A 15,651-nucleotide genomic window follows, 5' to 3' on the forward strand; every position below is an offset into this window, starting at 1 on the left:
CGAACACGGCGGCGCGGCGTTCGGCGCATTGGCACGATCCGACGGCTGCATTCGCGCCTGCCGGCGCTCCTACACAAACCGCCACGCACCCGCAGCCCCTTTAGCAACGGCGGCAGCCGCGAACACGGCGGCGCGGCGTTCGGCGCATTGGCACGATCCGACGGCTGCATTCGCGCCTGCCGGCGCTCCTACACAAACCGCCAAGCACCCGCAGCCCCTGTAGGAGCGGCGGCAGCCGCGAACACGGCGGCGCGGCGTTCGGCGCATTGGCACGATCCGACGGCTGCATTCGCGCCTGCGGTACGCCAGGTCGCGGCGTGGCATCATCGGGGCACGGCCTGATCTCTCCGCCTGCTGCCTTCAAAGCCATGGAACTGCACCTCATCCGCCACCCCCGTCCCGACGTCGCGCCCGGCATCTGCTACGGCCAGACGGACGTCGGCCTGGCCGAATGCCCCGCCACGGTGGCAGACCGCCTGCGGCCGCTGCTGCCGGAATCGTTCGCCCTGCACGCCAGCCCTCTCTCGCGCGCGCGCCTGCTCGCCGAGGCACTGGGCAAGCCGCGCCTCGACGACAGACTCAAGGAGATCCACTTCGGCGACTGGGAGGGGCGCAGCTTCGACGACATCGGCGCCGCCATCGACGACTGGGCTGCCGATCCGCTGGGGTTCCGGGCGCCGGGCGGCGAATCGCCGCGCGAGATGGCGGCACGCGTGCTGGCGTGGCTCGCGGAGCAGGGAAATAGGGGACAGACCCCGATTTCATCTGAAATTGGGGTCTGTCCCCTATTTCGCCACCCGGAGCACCTCGTCGTCGTCGCCCACGGCGGCCCGCTGCGCGCCATCGCCGGCCACCTCCTCGGCATGCCGCCGGAGCGCTGGCTGGGGCTGGACTTCGGCTGCGGGCAGGTGACGCGGATCGACGTGGAGAGCTGGGGGGTGGTGCTGAAGTGGTTCAACCGCTGAAGCGTCGCTCGCAGCGAGGCGGCACTTCCAGCTTGCGACATTCGCACACAACACCTATCTTACAAATCTAAACTTTAACTTTAAATTTGCAAGATGATCCCACGATCGGCGCTCTCGACCCTGCAACGCCTGGCCCGTGGCTTCCCCGTGATCGCCATTACCGGCCCACGGCAGGCCGGCAAGACCACGCTCGCCCAGCAAACCTTTGCCGACAAAGCTTATGTCTCGCTCGAGAACCCCGAAGAACGTGAATTCGCCGAATCCGACCCCAGGCGCTTTCTCGCTCGCTTCGAGGACGGCGCCATTCTCGATGAGGTCCAGCGCTCCCCCCAGCTCTTGTCGTGGCTGCAGGGCATCGTCGACGCACGCAAGCGCATGGGCGACTTCGTGCTCACCGGCTCACAGCAATTCGAACGGGTCTCGGGCATGACACAATCGCTCGCGGGCCGGGTGGGCCGGGTCGAGTTGCTCGCGCTCTCCACGCAGGAGCTGGCTGCGGCAGATCGTATGCCCGCGCGCCTCGACGACATGTTGTTCCAGGGGGGCTACCCCGCCCTGTACGACCGAGACCGGAACCCGGAGGACTGGTTCGCCAACTACGTCGCCACCTATCTTGAGCGCGACGTCCGCCAACTGATCGCGGTGCGAGATCTCACCCAGTTCCAGCGCTTCGTCCGCATGTGTGCCGCGCGCTCCGGCCAGCTGCTGAATCTGAGCGCGCTCGGCGCCGACTGCGGCATCACTTCGGTCACTGCCCGCGAGTGGCTGTCCGTGCTCGAGGCCAGCTATCTCGTGGTCCGCATCCCGCCCTATTTCGAGAACTTCGGCAAACGCCTGGTCAAGACACCCAAGCTCTACTTCCTCGACGTCGGCCTGATGTGCTGGCTGCTCGGCATCCGCGACGCCGAGACGATCGCCACCCACGCCATGCGCGGCGCGCTGTTCGAGACATGGGTCGTCTCCGAATTCGTCAAGCAACAGCTCAATGCTGGCCGCCCCGCCGACCTCTATTTCTGGCGCGACAACGTGGGGCATGAGGTCGACCTTCTGCTCGAGACGCGCGATGGCTTGCAGGCGGTCGAGATCAAGTCGGGCCACACCTTCGCCAGCGACTGGCCGGCTTCCGCCTTGAAGTGGCAGAAGCTGAGCGGCAGCCCGCTGGCACCGTGGATCATCTACGGGGGCGAGGGGGAATATGAACGCCAGGCCTGTCTCGCCCTCGGCTGGCAGGCATTCGCTGGCCGACCGGCACCCAACCGATGACAGGCGCCTCGCCCATGACCACCCTCTGGCTCATCACCGACAACAAGCCCGGCCACCGCAGCCAGCTGCAGGGGCTGGCGCAGGCGCTGGCAGCGCGCACGACGGTCGAGACGCACTGGATCGACACGCCGGCCGGCCTGGCGGCCTTCGGGCACTGGCTTACTGGCCGCTTCCCGCCCGGCGCCGCGCTGCCGGATCCGGACCTGATCCTCGTCGCCGGCCATCGCACCCATCTGGCTGGCCTCGCCACACGACGCGCGCGCGGCGGCAAGCTCATCGCGCTGATGCGGCCCAGCCTGCCGCTGGGCTGGTTCGACCTGTGCGTGATCCCGCAGCACGACAATCCACCCGTCCGACCAAACGTCGTCGCCACCCGCGGCGTGCTCAACACCGCCCGCCCCAGCGCCGAGCGCGAGGCCGGCAAGGGCCTGTTCCTGATCGGCGGCCCATCGAAGCACCACGGCTGGGACAGGCCCGCCCTGCTCGCCCAGATCGACGCCATCCTCACCGCCACGCCCGCGATGCGATGGACGCTGACCACCTCGCGCCGCACCCCGGCCGACACCGAATCGGCGCTGCTGGCCCTGCGCGAACGCGGCGTCGACGTGCGCCCGGTACGCGACACCGCGCCCGGCTGGGCGATGGAACAGGTGGCGCGCAGTGCGCAGGCCTGGGTGACCGAGGACAGCGTGTCGATGGTCTACGAGAGCCTCACCGCCGGCGCCGCCACCGGCCTGCTCGCCGTGCCGCGCCTGGGCGAGACGCGCATCACCGCCGGCGTGGCCGAGCTGCAGCGCGAGGGCTTCGTCACCCCGTTCGCCGATTGGCAGCGCACCGGCCGCCTGAGCACGCCCCCCGAGCGCCTGGCCGAAGCCGACCGCGTGGCCGAGGCGGTGCTGGCGCAGTTCGGAGCGTGAGCACAATTTCGAGTCCCATGCACCGCGACGGTTTCCTGTAGGAGCGCCGGCAGGCGCGAAAGCCGCCTTGCGGTGCACGGCGCGGGGGAAGAAGCCCGACTGCCGCATTCGCGCCTGCCGGCGCTCCTACAGAAACCCATCGCCTCTCCAGGGCTCCGGGCCCGCCGCCGACCTACAATACCGCCATCCCCCGAACCGGATCGGAGCACCGCCATGGGTGTCGCACTGCGCAAGGAAAAGCACTACACCTACGCCGACTATCTGACTTGGCCGGACGACGCGCGCTACGAGCTGATCGACGGCGAAGCCTTTCTCATGCCACCGGCGCCGCTGGTCGAGCATCAGGAGGTCGCCGGCGAGGTGTTTCGCCAGCTCGCCGACCAGCTCGACGGCCAGCCCTGCCGCCCCTACATCGCGCCGGTCGACGTCCGCCTGCCGCGCACGGACGAAGCCGACGCCGCCATCGACACCGTGGTCCAGCCCGATGTCCTCGTGGTATGCGACCCCGGCAAGGTCGACCGCCGCGGCGTGCGCGGCGCGCCCGACTGGGTGCTCGAGGTGCTCTCGCCCAGCACCGCCGCCCACGACCAGATCGCCAAGCGCCGCACCTACGAGCGCGCCGGGGTGCGCGAGTACTGGCTGGTGCATCCTGGCGACCGCACGCTTACGGTCTACGTGCTCGAAAACGGCCAGTACGGTCGCCCGGAGATCTACGAACTGAAGGACGAAACCCCGATCGGCGTGCTGCCAGGCGTGTCGATCGCCTGGGACGCGCTCGTGACTCGTCTGCCGAAGCCGGAGTACTGATCCAGCGCAGCCTCCCGGTACGGAACCCTGCGGCTTGATCGCATCTCATATGCGATACATAATCCGCGCTCAGCAAGCGAGGAAGCCATGGCACAGAGTTCAATGCTCCACATCCGCGTCGACGACGAAACCAAGACCCAGGCCACCGAGGCGCTGGCCGCCATGGGCCTGTCGATGTCGGACGCCGTGCGCATCTTCCTCAAGCGCGTCGTCAACGACCAGGCCTTCCCGCTCGAGCTCAAGGTCCCCAACGCCGAAACGCGCGCCGCCATGGAAGAGGCGCGCGCCATGATGAAGGCGCGCCAGGCACGCTTCGAATCGGCCGACGCCCTGCTCGATGCGCTCGAAAAAACCCGCTGAGGCCAAGCGGGCAGCGCTGCCGCGCGCCGCGGATTTCAGCAAGGGCTTCCACAAGGACTGGGAACGCCTGAGCCGTTCCGGCCGCTTCGACCTGAAGCGGCTCAAGGAAGTCATGCTGCTGCTCATCGCCAACGACGCCCCGCTCGGCCCGGAGTGGTTCGACCACGCGCTCAAGGGCGAGTGGGCCGATCACCGCGAATGCCACGTCGGCGGCGATTTTCTGCTCATCTACAGCGCCGACGACCGACAGATTACCTTCGTCCGGGCGGGCACCCATGCGGATCTCTTCGAGGGATGAGGCACGAATGAAAGCCCTCAAGGTCCTGCAACTCCTCCCCGCGCTAGACGGCGGCGGCGTCGAGCGCGGCACGCTCGAGATCGCGCGCGCGCTGGTCGCGGCCGGGCACGAATCGGTGGTGCTGTCCAAGGGCGGGCGCATGGTCGAGCAGTTGCAGCACGAAGGCTCGCGCCACCTCGCGCGCGACCTCGGACGCAAGTCGCCGACCACCTTCCTGCAATATCGCGCGCTGCGCACGCTCTTCGAGGCCGAGCGCTTCGATATCATCCATGCCCGCTCCCGACTGCCCGCCTGGGTGGCCTGGCTCGCCTGGCGCGGCATGCCGGCCCACGCCCGGCCGCACTTCGTCACCACCGTGCACGGCATGCACTCGGTGAGCCGCTACAGCGCCATCATGTGCGCCGGCGAGCGCGTGATCGCGGTCAGCGACACGGTGCGCGACTACCTCCGCACGCACTACCCGCCGGGGCGCTGGCCGCACCTGGCGGACGAGCGCATCACGGTGATCCCGCGCGGCATCGACCCGGCGGAGTTTCCGCGCGACTATCAACCGTCGGATGAGTGGCTGGCGCGCTTCCATGCCGAGTTTCCGCAGATCGCCGAGCGCAAGGTGCTGACGCTGCCGGGGCGGCTGACGCGGCTCAAGGGGCATCACGACTTCATCAGCCTCGTTGCCCGGCTGGTTGGCGAAGGGCTGGACGTGGCGGGGCTGATCGTCGGCGGCGAAGACCCCAAGCGGCCGGGCTACGCGAAGGAGATCCGTGAGCGCGTGCAGGCGGAAGGGCTGGGCGAGCGCATCGTGTTTACCGGGCATCGCAGTGACGTGCGCGAGATCTATGCGGTGTCGGATTGCGTGCTGAGCCTGTCGAGCACGCCGGAGTCGTTCGGGCGTACCGTGCTGGAACCGCTGGCGATGGGGCGGCCGGTGGTGGGGTATGCGCACGGGGGGGTGGCGGAGATTCTGGGGGAGCTGTTTCCGCATGGGGCGGTGGGGAAGGGGGATGTCGCAGCGGCCACGGAGCGGGCGCAGGACGTGATCGCCGGGCGGACGCCTGTGGTGGAGTTCAACACGCGCTTCCTGCTCGAACGCATGCAGGCGCAGACGCTGGCGGTGTACGGAGTGCTCGCATGACCCTGTGGCTCGTCCTCGGCGCAGTGCTCATCGCCGGCTGGTTCTCCAACCGCTACGCCTGGTGGCGGCGGCAGGTCGACCCGCGCCATCCGCGCGTGCTGATGTACCACATGGTCAGTCCGCACCGCCCGGGCGCGAAGTTCAACGGCCTGCGCGTGACGCCCGAACATTTCGAAGCCCAACTCGCCTGGCTGCAGCGGGAGGGCTGGCAGTTCTTCACCGTCAGCGAGCTGTGGGAGCAGTGGGACACCCTGCCCGCGAAGAGCGTCGCCCTCACCTTCGACGACGGCTACGCCGACAACCTGCACAACGCCCTGCCGCTGCTGGAGAAATACGACGCCAGGGCCACGATCTACATGGTCGTCGACCGCCACGAGCGCGACTGGTCCACCGCCAAGAAGGCGCATCACAACACCGGGGAGCTTGCACGCGAACCCAAGCTCAGCGATGAGGAACTGCAGCGCCTGGTCGCCAGCGGCCGCATCGAGATCGGCTCGCACACGCTCACCCACATCAACCTGCGCACCACGGCCACGGACGACAAGCGCCGCGAGTTGGCCGAATCCCGCCGCCTGCTGCAGGCGCAGACCGGGCAGGCGGTGACGAGCTTCGCCTACCCCTTCGGCATCTACGGCGAAGAGGACGTCGCGCTCGCGCGCGAGGCCGGCTACACGACCGCGGTGACGACCCTCGACGGCATCGACACGCGCACGCCGTGCCCCGATCCGCTGCAGCTCAAGCGCATCAAGGTCAGCGGCAAGGACAACATGCTGGCCTTTGTGATGCGGATGCGCGGGGGGAAGCGGGGGTGGAAGAAGTGAAGCCGCTCACCGTCTGGCTGCTCAGCGACGGCGCGCCCGGCCACCTCAGTCAGAGCCGCGGCATCATCGACTCACTCGCCACCCGGCGCCCCGTGGAGGTCAGCACGGTCGAGCTGAAGATCCGCAGCACGCTGTGGAAGCGCCTCGGCCGGCTCGCGCTGCCGCACATCCGCGACGCGGCGGGCTGGTTCCGGCGCATCTACGGCGCCGCCCCGCCGCCGGGCCAGCCCGCGCTGATCGTCTCCTCCGGGGCCAACACCCTGCTCGCCAACGCCCTGCTCGCCCGGCTGCACCGCGTGGCGAACGTCTACAGCGGCACCCTCAAGGGCTACGACCCGGCCGCCTTCGACCGCGTGTTCACCGTGGTGCCGCTCGACGTGGCCTGCAACCACGTGCTGCCGTTGCCGCCGGTGCCGGGCGAGCTCGCCCGGCCGCTGCCGCTGCCGCCGGAAGGAGAGAAGCGCATCGCCGTGCTGGTCGGCGGCGACGGCGCCGGCTACGTCTTCAAGGAAGCCGACTGGCGCGCCTTCGGCGCGGGGCTGGCCGCACTCGCCCGGCGCGAGGGCGGCCGCCTGCTGCTCACCACCTCGCGCCGCACCGGCGCCACCGCCGAAGCCTGGCTGCGCGACAGCCTCCCCGCCGAGCTGATCGCCGACGCGGTGTGGTGGTCGCAGGCGCCCCGCAAGGTCATGCGCGACTTCCTCGGCGCGGCGCAGGCCATCGTCGTGACCGAGGACAGCCTCAGCATGGTTGCCGAGAGCCTCTACTCCGGCCGGCCGGTGGTATCGGTCTCGCCTGCCCTCGCCCAGCCCAATGCCAACGACGGCGCCGCGCTGCAGGCCTACGCGCAACGCGGCCTGCTGCTGCGCCAGCCGATCGCGGGCCTCGCCGATGTCGCGCTCCCCGCCCGCCGCGCGGCCGTGCCCGACGTGCAGGGCGAGATCGCCGACGTCGTCCTCGCGCTGCTGGAGCCGAAAGCCCCATGAAGAAGGTGCTGATCTGGGGCCGCTACGGCAACTACGGCCCCGACTACCCGCGCAACCGCGTCATCGAATCGGTGCTGCGCGAGCTCGGCTGCGAAGTCGACCGCTTCCTGCCCACGCTGTCGGCCACCGCCGACCTCGAGTACGCGCTACGCCGCGGCGCCCGCCCCGACCTCGTCTGGGTACCCTGCTTCCGCCAGCGCGACCTCGCCGCTGCCGCGCGCTACGCACGCCGCCAGCGCCTGCCGCTGGTCTTCGACCCGCTGATCAGCGCCTACGACAAACAGGTGAACGAGAAGCACAAGTTCGCCGCCGGCAGCGCCCAGGCGCACAAGCTGCTCGCCTGGGAGTCGCGCCTCTTCAAGCTGCCCGACTGGCTGATCGCCGACACCGAAGGCCACGCCGACTACTTCCACGCCACCCACGGCGTGCCGCGCGAACGCATCCGCGTGATCCCGGTCGGCGCTGAAGAAGCGCTCTTCACCCCCCAGCCCTGGCCGCAGAAGCCCGCTGACGCACCGCTCGAGCTCGCCTTCTTCGGTACCTTCATCGGCCTGCAGGGCGTCGACGTGCTGGCCCGCGCCATCCTGCAGTACGACGGGCCACCCACCCACTGGCGCCTGATCGGCGAAGGCCCGATGAAGGCCGAATGCGAACGCCTGCTCGCCCGGCTCGTCGGCGCCAGCGGCCCCAGCCGCGTCAGCTTCGAAGGCTGGGGCCCGCTGCCCGAACTCCCCGGCCGGCTCGCCAGCGCCGACGCCATCCTCGGCATCTTCGGCACCAGCGACAAGGCGCTGCGGGTGATCCCGAACAAGGTGTACCAGGGACTGGCCATCGGGCGCGCGGTGCTCACCTCAGCGACGCCGGCCTTTCTGCCGGCCTTGCGGGCGGATGAAGCGCAGGGGCTGGTGTGGGCGCGGCCGGGGGAGGCGGAGAGCATCTGCGCGGCGGTCGCCCGGCTGCATCGGCGGCACGAGCAGTTGCCCACACTCGGCCAGGCTGCACGCGCCAGCTACGAAACCCATTACTCGAACCGCGCCATCGCCACCGTGCTGCGCGACCTGCTCGACCTCTGACCAAGCACGCCACGCCATGCAACCGCTCGTCTCGATCATCATCACCAACTACAACTACGGACGCTTCCTCGGCGAGGCCATCGAGTCCGCGCTGGCGCAGACGTGGCAAGACCGCGAGATCCTCTTCATCGACGACGGCTCGACCGACGACAGCCTCGACATCGCCAGCCGCTACCCGATCACCCTCCTCACCCAGAAGAACTCGGGCGTCTGCATCGCACGCAACAATGCGCTAAGCCTCGCGCGCGGCGAGTTCGTGATGTTCCTCGACGCGGACGACCGCCTTGTGCCCACCGCCTTGGAGCACATGCTCGCCCGGCTGCGCGCAGCGCCGCCCGAGGTCGGCTACGTCTACGGCCAGATGCAGTACTTTGGCGTCAAGACCGGCCTCTTCGCCTCAAGCCCCTTCGATGCACGCAAGCTCGCCAAGGCGAACTTCGTCTGCGCCACCACACTGCTGCGCAAGCGGGTCATCATCGATGCCGGCGGCTACGACGACGGCTTCCGCATGCTGCGCGAGGACTGGGAGCTCTACCTGCGCCTGTGGTCGCGCGGCTTTCGTGGCGAGTTCCTGCCCGAGGTCATCCTGGAGTACCGCAAGCACAAGGGGCCGACCGTCGGCACCTCGCCCACCAAGGCGCTGACGATCGCGATGCTGATCAAGCTCTATCCCCGCCTGATGTGGCGGCATCTGCTACGGCACCCTTGGCGGTATGGGTCGAAGGTGTTGTTCGGTGGGCTCGATTCACGTATCCGTCGATACGGCCCGCATCCCGACGAATCCGGACTGTGCCTGCTCGGAGCAACAGCCTCGTGAATCGGCTCGAGCCATGAATGCGGCGGCGATCATGAAGACGCCGAGCGGCTGCAGATCGATCAGCTTCATGTCGGTGAGCCCTTTCCCGGCCATGTACACCGCACCCAGAAAGCCCAGCATCGCCAACGGGTCGCTCAGGACGGCGGTACGACTGCAGTGACGGAAGACGCCGAAGAGCATCACCATGAAGACGGCCATCCCCACAAGACCAAAAGAGAACAGGGCTTCCAGGTAGATTTGGTGCGGATACAGGAAAGCCGTGCCATCGATGGCCGCCTGAGGCAGGCCCTTGAAATTGTTCATGCCATACCCGAACCACGGCTGCTGGCCGATCAATTCGAGCACGCGGGCATTGATCACCGAGCGGATCTCGAAACCGCCCAACCGGATCCCCAGCGCAGCCTGGACTGCATCGGGCCAGAGCATCTGCACGACATAGCCGCCCACCCCAAGCACCAGGCCCGCCACGGCAAACGCACGCACCACACCACCGTAGCGCACGGCAGCCCAGCCGAGCGCGCACAGAGCAAAAGCCAGCAGCGTTCCTTCCGATTTCAGGACCCACTGGAACCACAAGGCGAACAACAACAGCGCACCGCAGACAAGACGCTGCAACCACCCCCGCTCGAGCATCAGAATCACTACCAGGCACAGCACCGACAGCGCGGAAACGTTGATCAGGTTGTGGACGTTGCCGAAATGCACGTCAGCCCAGCGGTAGATCTCGTACATGACCGAGCGCTGACTGAAATACCAGAAATACAGAGCCCCGCTCGCCAGCGTCGCCATTACCGCAAACGCCTTCATCCAGCCGAGTACCTGCCTGCGCTCCACCTGCATCACGAGCAGCACCGCGGGGATCATCAGCGACATGCTACGCAGCAACTCGTAACCGCCCGACAGGGCACGCCCAGACACACGGGCGGCAATCGCGTTGATGACGATCAGCGCAAGCATCGCCCATACGGCCATCCGATACTGGTTGAAGAATGGGCGCCATCCGCCCAAGTTAAGCGCGAGGCCAACACTGAGCAGCCAAGCGACAGGGACACCATACGCACCCGGCGCGGGAATCATGAAGAAGCAGAACAGCACGCCCGCGGCCAGCAGGTGCATCTGCCAGGTGCGGAGCCGGGAGGTCACTGCCACAGTGGCGACAGGCACGGACATCGAAGCGCTCGCACTCATCCCCGATGCCCCCCGCGTTCAGCCACCAACTCCCGGATGCGCGTATCCAGCATCTCCGCCACCACCTCGTCCGCGTAGCAGAGCACTGCCTGCTCCCGCGCATTCCGGCCCAGACGAGCTCGCATGTCCGCATCCCTGCTCAAACGTTCCAGCGCATCCGCCAACTGCTCGGGATCGCCTACGCGAGTCACCAACGCAGTCTCCTCATTCACGTAACAGCTAGAGCCGCCGAGGACGTCGGTGCCGACAAGGGCCTTGCCCCAGCCGAAGGCCTCGAGCACGGTCAGAGGCTGCACGTCGCGACCCGAGGTATAGCAGACGACGTCCACACTACGGTAGAACGCAGCCTTCCCGGCCTCGTCCAGCCAGCCCGGGACTTCAACGCGATCCGCAAGTAGCGCTTCCTCGACTAGCCTCTCCAGCGCCGGGCGCAATTCACCATCCCCGGCAATCGTCGCCCTGAAATCGATGCCGCGCCGGGCGAGCAAGGCGAGCGCGGCAACCAGCGTGTCGAGCCCCTTTCCTTCCACCAGCCGGGATATCGCCCCGATCGAGAACCTGCCATCTCCTTCACGCCGCAGCTCCGACTCCGCCGGAACGCTCACCGCATTGCTGATCACATGGGCCGGCTTCGTCCCGCCGGTCGCTGCATCGACGATCTGTTTCATGTAAGGCGTGATGCAGAAGAAGGCGTCGGCCTTCAGCGTGCGCTTGATGTTGTGGCTGTGGTTGAAGGCGATCACCGGCACCTGCGCTGGCGCAGCACGTTTCAGCAGATGCACGGCGCGGCCGCTGTGGGCGATCACCGCATCCACGGCACGCTGCCGCAGCAGACGCGCCGCCTTGACGCTCGCGAGCAGGTCGTAATGCCCGGAATTGCGCAGGGTGACGACCTCGATGCGCTCCGCGCCGAAGTCGGGCACCTTGTCCTGATCGCAGGGATCGATCAGCAGGATCACCTCATGGCCGCGGCCCGCCAGCAGGCGGGCGGTCTTGATGGTGGCCGCCCAGCGTCCGCCCGTCGAGTCCCCGTAAACCGCATTGACGATCCTCAAGCGCCCCTCCTTGCCTCGCCCCCGCGAGCGCGGGCTACCAGATCGGAAACATGGGAATCCAGCAACTCGGCGATCACCTCGTCAGCATATGCCCCACGCGCTTGCCGTCGCGCGTTTGTCGCAAGCGTACTCCGCAGCACCGGGTCATCATGCAGCCGCCGCAGCGCCACGGCCAGCGCAAAAGGATCATTCGGCGGAACGACCAGTGCCGTCTTGGCATCTTCGTAACAGCTAGACGGCCCATCGATGTCGGTGCCGATCAACGCTCTGCCCCACGCAAAAGACTCGAGGATCACCAGCGGCTGAACGTCCCATTCGGAGGTGAAACAGATCACGTCCGCATCACGGAAGAACGCCTGCTTCTGCTCCGCCCGAAGCCAGCCCGGAAAACTCACCCTGTCCTGCAGCCCCAACTCTGCGACACGCGCCTCCAGCTGCGCCCGCACCTCACCGTCGCCAGCAATGACGGCACGGAACGCGACCCCCTCGCGACTCAACAGCCCCAGTGCCTCGACGAGATCGGAAACCCCCTTGTTCGGCGCCATGCGCGCCATCGCGCCAACGGTGAACACGGGGTTCTCGGGCCGCACAAGCAATTCGTCTGGCGGCACGTTCACCGCATTACTGATCACGTAGGCCGGCTTGGTCGCGCCGGTCGCGGCATCGACGATCTGCTTCATGTAGGGCGTGATGCAGAAGAAAGCGTCGGCCTTCAGCGTGCGCTTGATGTTGTGGCTGTGGTTGAAGGCAATGACCGGCACGCCAGTCGGCACGGCACGCTTGAGCATATGGATGGCACGACCACTGTGTGCGATGACGGCGTCGATCTTCCGCGCGCGGATCAACCGCCGCGCCCTCCAGCTCGCAATCAGGTCGTAGTGGCCGGAATTCCTCAGGGTCACCACGTCGATGTTGGTGCCCGCGTAGTCCGGAACCTTGCCGGCGTCCTCGGGCGCAATCAGCAGGGTCACCCGATGCCCGCGCTGCGTGAGCAACTCCCCGGTCTTCAGCGTGGCGCTCCAGCGTCCGCCCGTCGAGTCACCGTAGACGGAATTCAAGATGTGCACGATCAATGTTCCCTAATTTCAATTGCGGCTCTCTCAGCCACGAGCCTCCGCACGCTTGAACAGACGCCGCACGAGACTTTTGAGATCAACGACCAACATCCGTCGGATCTCGTCCACAACCGCAGCAGGCAAACAAGAACGGGCCTGGATTCGAGACCATAGCCGTCCTTCATGGAAGCTCAGCCGATCCTCGGCATCACGAACACCCGCTTCGATCGCCGCGACCACCTCCGGCGCCGAGTCCACAAACGCGCGATAGTCGGCGAGCCGTTACCGATACACCGCCCGCTTCAGCTCGAGCGAGCGAATCCGGTTCTTCGTCCGGTCAGCCCTCTCGAGCGGCTTCTGCTTTCGGCTCAAACCGGTATCGATCCTGTACCGCACCAGGGGCGACTCGATGTAGGCCAGCTTGCCCAGCAGCCGAGCGCGGAAACCGAGCACCAGATCCTCGTACGCCTCTCGTTCGACGAGCGGCCCGAAGCGCTCGAACACCGCCCGCCGGTACGCCCCGGTCGCGCCGATATGGATACCGAAGCCACCCGCAATCGCCAGGAGATCGTCAGCCTTGCCCGCGATCGGCGGCTGCCAGACGCCAAGCTCGTGACCGTCCCGGTTCAGTTTGACGACATCCGAATGCACCATCATCACCGCGGAATCTCACCGGAAGGCTTCGACGATGCGCACGACTCTCTCCGGCAGAGAAACGTCATCGCCCGCCGCAAGTACGACTATCTCGCCTCGAGCCATTTCGAACAGCGCGTTGACGTGACCGATGAGACCCAGGTTGTGCGGATTCCTGTTCAGTCTGAGCTGGTGCGGCCCTTCATAGTCGTCGACCGCCGCAGCTGCGCACTCGAAGGCCCGGTCAGTCGAGCAGTCGTCCGAGATCAGGATCTCGAGCGGCGAATACGTCTGTGCCAGGGCACCCCCGACGGCACCCTCGATCATCTGCTCCTGGTTGTAGGCCATCAGGGCAAGTGTCACAAGCGGGCGGGAGGGCAGATCCATTGGGGTTGGCTTATTCGTTCCAGAACCGGAGATGGCATGCGCCATCCCTCAATAAACTAGGCAGCCCGTCGAGATTGCACAGGACGAACCGACTGGACAGCGGGCAGAAGTATAGCCGCTCCAGCACGGCAATTTGCCCGACCACAAAGGGAGTGTAATACTGCGCCGTAATATCACAACATGGAGCGCCAACATGAGCACCACGGCACGAATCTTCATGAGCGGGCGAAGCCAGGCTTTGCGCTTACCCGCCAAACTGCGCCTTCAGGCCAAGGCCGTTCGTATCGAGCAGATTGGCAACGATTTATGGGTGCACCCCGAAACGCCCCGTGAGCAGGACATGGGCGCGTGGCTGCAGCAGTTCTATGCGAGTCACGACACGCTGCCGGCAGAGTTCCTCGCAGAACGTCACGACCAGCCCGCCCAAGAACGCGACTGGTCCTGATACGGCGAGCCGCTACCATGTTGCGCACGCTGGACACGAACATCTGCAGTTACATCTTGCGCCGACACCCGGCCAGCATGATCGAGCGCTTCGCCGTCCTGAATCCCGACCAGGTGTGGCTATCGGCGATCGTTGCAGCCGAGTTGCGCTTTGGCGCCATCAAGCTGGCAGCCCCGAGATTTCACGCCGCCATCGAGGCCTGGCTGGCTGGATTCGACGTGCGACCTTGGCCGCTGGACGCAACCCACCACTACGCACAAATCCGTGCAGCCCTGGAGCGCGCAGGGAAGCCCATCGGCGGCATGGACCTGATGATTGCAGCCCATGCCATGGCCGAAGACAGCGTCGTCATCACCAACAATGCCCGCGAGTTCTTGCGCGTGCCGGGGTTGGCGGTGGAAGAATGGGCCATCGACGCGCCCTGATGCGCAAACCTGTGTTCAATACAAGAACCCAAACATCCACAACGGCACCCGCCGCCCCCGCCCGTGCTCGATGTCGTCCAGCGCCAGATACGCGTCGCTGTGCGCCTCGATCTGGCGACCGAACGCATCGACGAAGGTCGGCCCCATCCCCGCGAACCTCGAAGCCATCTTTGTCGACGGCACGGCCTTGGGCGGCGCGCGCCCCAAGGCATCGATCCGCGACGAGGCCGGCGTGGTGTGGCTGGCCAAGTTCGCAAACCACCACGACGCCTTCGACATCCCCGCCATCGAGTGCGCCGCGCTTCACCTGGCCCGCCTTGCCGGGCTGACCACGCCGCCGGCGCGCACCGTCATGCTGGGCGATCGGCGGGTGATGCTCATCCGCCGCTTCGATCGCTACTGGGCAGCACCGGACGCGACACCCGCCCCGGATGCAGATTTGCTTGTGACCGGCCCCGGCAAGGGGTCTGCCGAGCACCGCAAGGGTTTCGTCAGCGGCCTCACCCTGGCGGGCTGCAACGAATCCGAGTCACGCACCAAGTCGTACGCCGACCTCGCGGAAGCCGTGCGCCGCCACTGCCACCCCGCGGTCATCCGCAAGGACACCGTCGAGTTGTTCAAGCGCATGATCTTCAACATCTTCGTGAGCAATGACGATGACCACCTCCGCAACCACGGCTTCCTGTGGGACCCGCGCCTGTCCGGCTGGCGCCTCAGCCCGCTTTACGACGTACTGCCGCGCCCCAGCCACGCCAGCGAACGCTTCCTGCATCTGGGCGTCGGCCCCCAAGGCCGGCTGGCGACGCTCGACAACGCACTTGCCGCGCACGAACGATTCACGCTGTCGCTGGCGGCCGCGTGCAAACTTATCGACGAGGTCTGGCGAGTCGTGCGCCAGTGGCGCGGTCACCTCACCGAGGCCGGCGTGCCAGCGACCGAGCAGGACAAAAGCGCCCCGGCGTTTCGGCACATCGACGATGTCTCCACTTCAGCCTTGCGGAAGCTGCTTCCGTAAGGCGGGTCT

General features: G+C 67.1%; 19 protein-coding genes. 14 read left to right on the top strand and 5 right to left on the bottom strand.

The window, feature by feature from the left end:
* Positions 1 to 368 precede the first annotated feature (368 nt).
* The 11 genes from cobC to C667_RS02995 all read left to right on the top strand — a co-directional run bounded on the left by cobC (position 369) and on the right by C667_RS02995 (position 9,439).
* Positions 369 to 965, top strand: a complete 597-nt coding sequence (gene cobC / locus C667_RS02945) for an alpha-ribazole phosphatase family protein (protein WP_004356758.1) — start codon at positions 369 to 371, stop codon at positions 963 to 965.
* 147 nt (positions 966 to 1,112) lie between these two features.
* On the top strand, positions 1,113 to 2,228 hold the full coding sequence (locus tag C667_RS02950) for an ATP-binding protein (RefSeq protein ID WP_245538416.1): 1,116 nt from the start codon (positions 1,113 to 1,115) through the stop codon (positions 2,226 to 2,228).
* A gap of 14 nt (positions 2,229 to 2,242) precedes the next feature.
* Positions 2,243 to 3,145 (top strand): mitochondrial fission ELM1 family protein, encoded by a 903-nt coding sequence (locus C667_RS02955; protein ID WP_004356762.1) that lies wholly within the window; start codon positions 2,243 to 2,245, stop codon positions 3,143 to 3,145.
* 213 nt (positions 3,146 to 3,358) lie between these two features.
* The gene (locus C667_RS02960) at positions 3,359 to 3,952 is read left to right on the top strand and encodes a Uma2 family endonuclease (RefSeq protein ID WP_004356764.1); all 594 of its coding nucleotides are present in this window, start codon (positions 3,359 to 3,361) and stop codon (positions 3,950 to 3,952) included.
* A gap of 87 nt (positions 3,953 to 4,039) precedes the next feature.
* The gene (locus C667_RS02965; RefSeq protein ID WP_157302147.1) at positions 4,040 to 4,312 is read left to right on the top strand and encodes a type II toxin-antitoxin system RelB/DinJ family antitoxin; all 273 of its coding nucleotides are present in this window, start codon (positions 4,040 to 4,042) and stop codon (positions 4,310 to 4,312) included.
* A complete protein-coding gene (locus tag C667_RS02970; protein ID WP_004356768.1) occupies positions 4,290 to 4,610 on the top strand; it encodes a type II toxin-antitoxin system YafQ family toxin in 321 nt (106 codons plus the stop codon). The genes C667_RS02965 and C667_RS02970 overlap by 23 nt, the downstream gene beginning before the upstream one ends.
* Positions 4,611 to 4,617: 7 nt before the next feature.
* Entirely contained in the window at positions 4,618 to 5,742 is a 1,125-nt protein-coding gene (locus C667_RS02975; protein WP_004356770.1) for a glycosyltransferase family 4 protein, read from the top strand.
* Positions 5,739 to 6,563 (top strand): polysaccharide deacetylase family protein, encoded by an 825-nt coding sequence (locus C667_RS02980; protein ID WP_004356771.1) that lies wholly within the window; start codon positions 5,739 to 5,741, stop codon positions 6,561 to 6,563. Before C667_RS02975 ends, C667_RS02980 begins: the two co-directional genes overlap by 4 nt.
* A complete protein-coding gene (locus C667_RS02985) occupies positions 6,551 to 7,549 on the top strand; it encodes an ELM1/GtrOC1 family putative glycosyltransferase (RefSeq protein WP_157302149.1) in 999 nt (332 codons plus the stop codon). Before C667_RS02980 ends, C667_RS02985 begins: the two co-directional genes overlap by 13 nt.
* On the top strand, positions 7,546 to 8,622 hold the full coding sequence (locus tag C667_RS02990; protein ID WP_004356775.1) for a glycosyltransferase: 1,077 nt from the start codon (positions 7,546 to 7,548) through the stop codon (positions 8,620 to 8,622). Before C667_RS02985 ends, C667_RS02990 begins: the two co-directional genes overlap by 4 nt.
* Before the next feature lie 16 nt (positions 8,623 to 8,638).
* The gene (locus tag C667_RS02995; RefSeq protein ID WP_004356777.1) at positions 8,639 to 9,439 is read left to right on the top strand and encodes a glycosyltransferase family 2 protein; all 801 of its coding nucleotides are present in this window, start codon (positions 8,639 to 8,641) and stop codon (positions 9,437 to 9,439) included.
* Here the strand turns inward: C667_RS02995 and C667_RS03000 are convergent.
* The 5 genes from C667_RS03000 to C667_RS24280 form a co-directional block, all read right to left on the bottom strand.
* A complete protein-coding gene (locus C667_RS03000) occupies positions 9,368 to 10,609 on the bottom strand; it encodes an O-antigen ligase family protein (protein WP_004356779.1) in 1,242 nt (413 codons plus the stop codon). The genes C667_RS02995 and C667_RS03000 overlap by 72 nt on opposite strands.
* 14 nt (positions 10,610 to 10,623) lie before the next feature.
* The gene (locus tag C667_RS03005; RefSeq protein ID WP_004356780.1) at positions 10,624 to 11,682 is read right to left on the bottom strand and encodes a glycosyltransferase family 4 protein; all 1,059 of its coding nucleotides are present in this window, start codon (positions 11,680 to 11,682) and stop codon (positions 10,624 to 10,626) included.
* Positions 11,679 to 12,749 (bottom strand): glycosyltransferase family 4 protein, encoded by a 1,071-nt coding sequence (locus C667_RS03010; RefSeq protein WP_157302151.1) that lies wholly within the window; start codon positions 12,747 to 12,749, stop codon positions 11,679 to 11,681. Before C667_RS03010 ends, C667_RS03005 begins: the two co-directional genes overlap by 4 nt.
* A 270-nt stretch (positions 12,750 to 13,019) precedes the next feature.
* Positions 13,020 to 13,397, bottom strand: a complete 378-nt coding sequence (locus C667_RS24275; protein WP_157302153.1) for a hypothetical protein — start codon at positions 13,395 to 13,397, stop codon at positions 13,020 to 13,022.
* 9 nt (positions 13,398 to 13,406) lie between these two features.
* Positions 13,407 to 13,757, bottom strand: a complete 351-nt coding sequence (locus C667_RS24280) for a glycosyltransferase family 2 protein (protein WP_004356786.1) — start codon at positions 13,755 to 13,757, stop codon at positions 13,407 to 13,409.
* Between the two features lie 193 nt (positions 13,758 to 13,950).
* Between C667_RS24280 and C667_RS03020 the strand changes: the two genes are divergently transcribed.
* The 3 genes from C667_RS03020 (at position 13,951) to C667_RS03030 (ending at position 15,642) form a co-directional block, all read left to right on the top strand.
* Positions 13,951 to 14,202 (top strand): antitoxin, encoded by a 252-nt coding sequence (locus C667_RS03020; RefSeq protein ID WP_004356788.1) that lies wholly within the window; start codon positions 13,951 to 13,953, stop codon positions 14,200 to 14,202.
* A 17-nt stretch (positions 14,203 to 14,219) separates the two neighbouring features.
* Entirely contained in the window at positions 14,220 to 14,627 is a 408-nt protein-coding gene (locus C667_RS03025) for a type II toxin-antitoxin system VapC family toxin (RefSeq protein ID WP_004356789.1), read from the top strand.
* A gap of 70 nt (positions 14,628 to 14,697) precedes the next feature.
* Positions 14,698 to 15,642, top strand: a complete 945-nt coding sequence (locus C667_RS03030) for a type II toxin-antitoxin system HipA family toxin (RefSeq protein WP_157302155.1) — start codon at positions 14,698 to 14,700, stop codon at positions 15,640 to 15,642.
* The last annotated feature ends 9 nt before the right edge of the window (positions 15,643 to 15,651 follow it).

This window comes from Thauera phenylacetica B4P (assembly GCF_000310225.1).
In the GTDB taxonomy this organism is placed as follows: domain Bacteria; phylum Pseudomonadota; class Gammaproteobacteria; order Burkholderiales; family Rhodocyclaceae; genus Thauera; species Thauera phenylacetica.

Excerpts from the sequence above, each read along its gene's own strand:
- cobC (WP_004356758.1), top strand. The coding sequence starts at position 369 with ATGGAACTGCACCTCATCCGCCACCCCCGTCCCGACGTCGCGCCCGGC.
- C667_RS02955 (WP_004356762.1), top strand. The coding sequence starts at position 2,243 with ATGACCACCCTCTGGCTCATCACCGACAACAAGCCCGGCCACCGCAGC.
- C667_RS02965 (WP_157302147.1), top strand. The coding sequence starts at position 4,040 with ATGGCACAGAGTTCAATGCTCCACATCCGCGTCGACGACGAAACCAAG.
- C667_RS02990 (WP_004356775.1), top strand. The coding sequence starts at position 7,546 with ATGAAGAAGGTGCTGATCTGGGGCCGCTACGGCAACTACGGCCCCGAC.
- C667_RS03025 (WP_004356789.1), top strand. The coding sequence starts at position 14,220 with ATGTTGCGCACGCTGGACACGAACATCTGCAGTTACATCTTGCGCCGA.
- C667_RS02980 (WP_004356771.1), top strand. The coding sequence starts at position 5,739 with ATGACCCTGTGGCTCGTCCTCGGCGCAGTGCTCATCGCCGGCTGGTTC.
- C667_RS02975 (WP_004356770.1), top strand. The coding sequence starts at position 4,618 with ATGAAAGCCCTCAAGGTCCTGCAACTCCTCCCCGCGCTAGACGGCGGC.
- C667_RS02960 (WP_004356764.1), top strand. The coding sequence starts at position 3,359 with ATGGGTGTCGCACTGCGCAAGGAAAAGCACTACACCTACGCCGACTAT.
- C667_RS24280 (WP_004356786.1), bottom strand. The coding sequence starts at position 13,757 with ATGGATCTGCCCTCCCGCCCGCTTGTGACACTTGCCCTGATGGCCTAC.
- C667_RS02995 (WP_004356777.1), top strand. The coding sequence starts at position 8,639 with ATGCAACCGCTCGTCTCGATCATCATCACCAACTACAACTACGGACGC.
- C667_RS03030 (WP_157302155.1), top strand. The coding sequence starts at position 14,698 with ATGTCGTCCAGCGCCAGATACGCGTCGCTGTGCGCCTCGATCTGGCGA.
- C667_RS03020 (WP_004356788.1), top strand. The coding sequence starts at position 13,951 with ATGAGCACCACGGCACGAATCTTCATGAGCGGGCGAAGCCAGGCTTTG.
- C667_RS03000 (WP_004356779.1), bottom strand. The coding sequence starts at position 10,609 with ATGTCCGTGCCTGTCGCCACTGTGGCAGTGACCTCCCGGCTCCGCACC.
- C667_RS02970 (WP_004356768.1), top strand. The coding sequence starts at position 4,290 with ATGCGCTCGAAAAAACCCGCTGAGGCCAAGCGGGCAGCGCTGCCGCGC.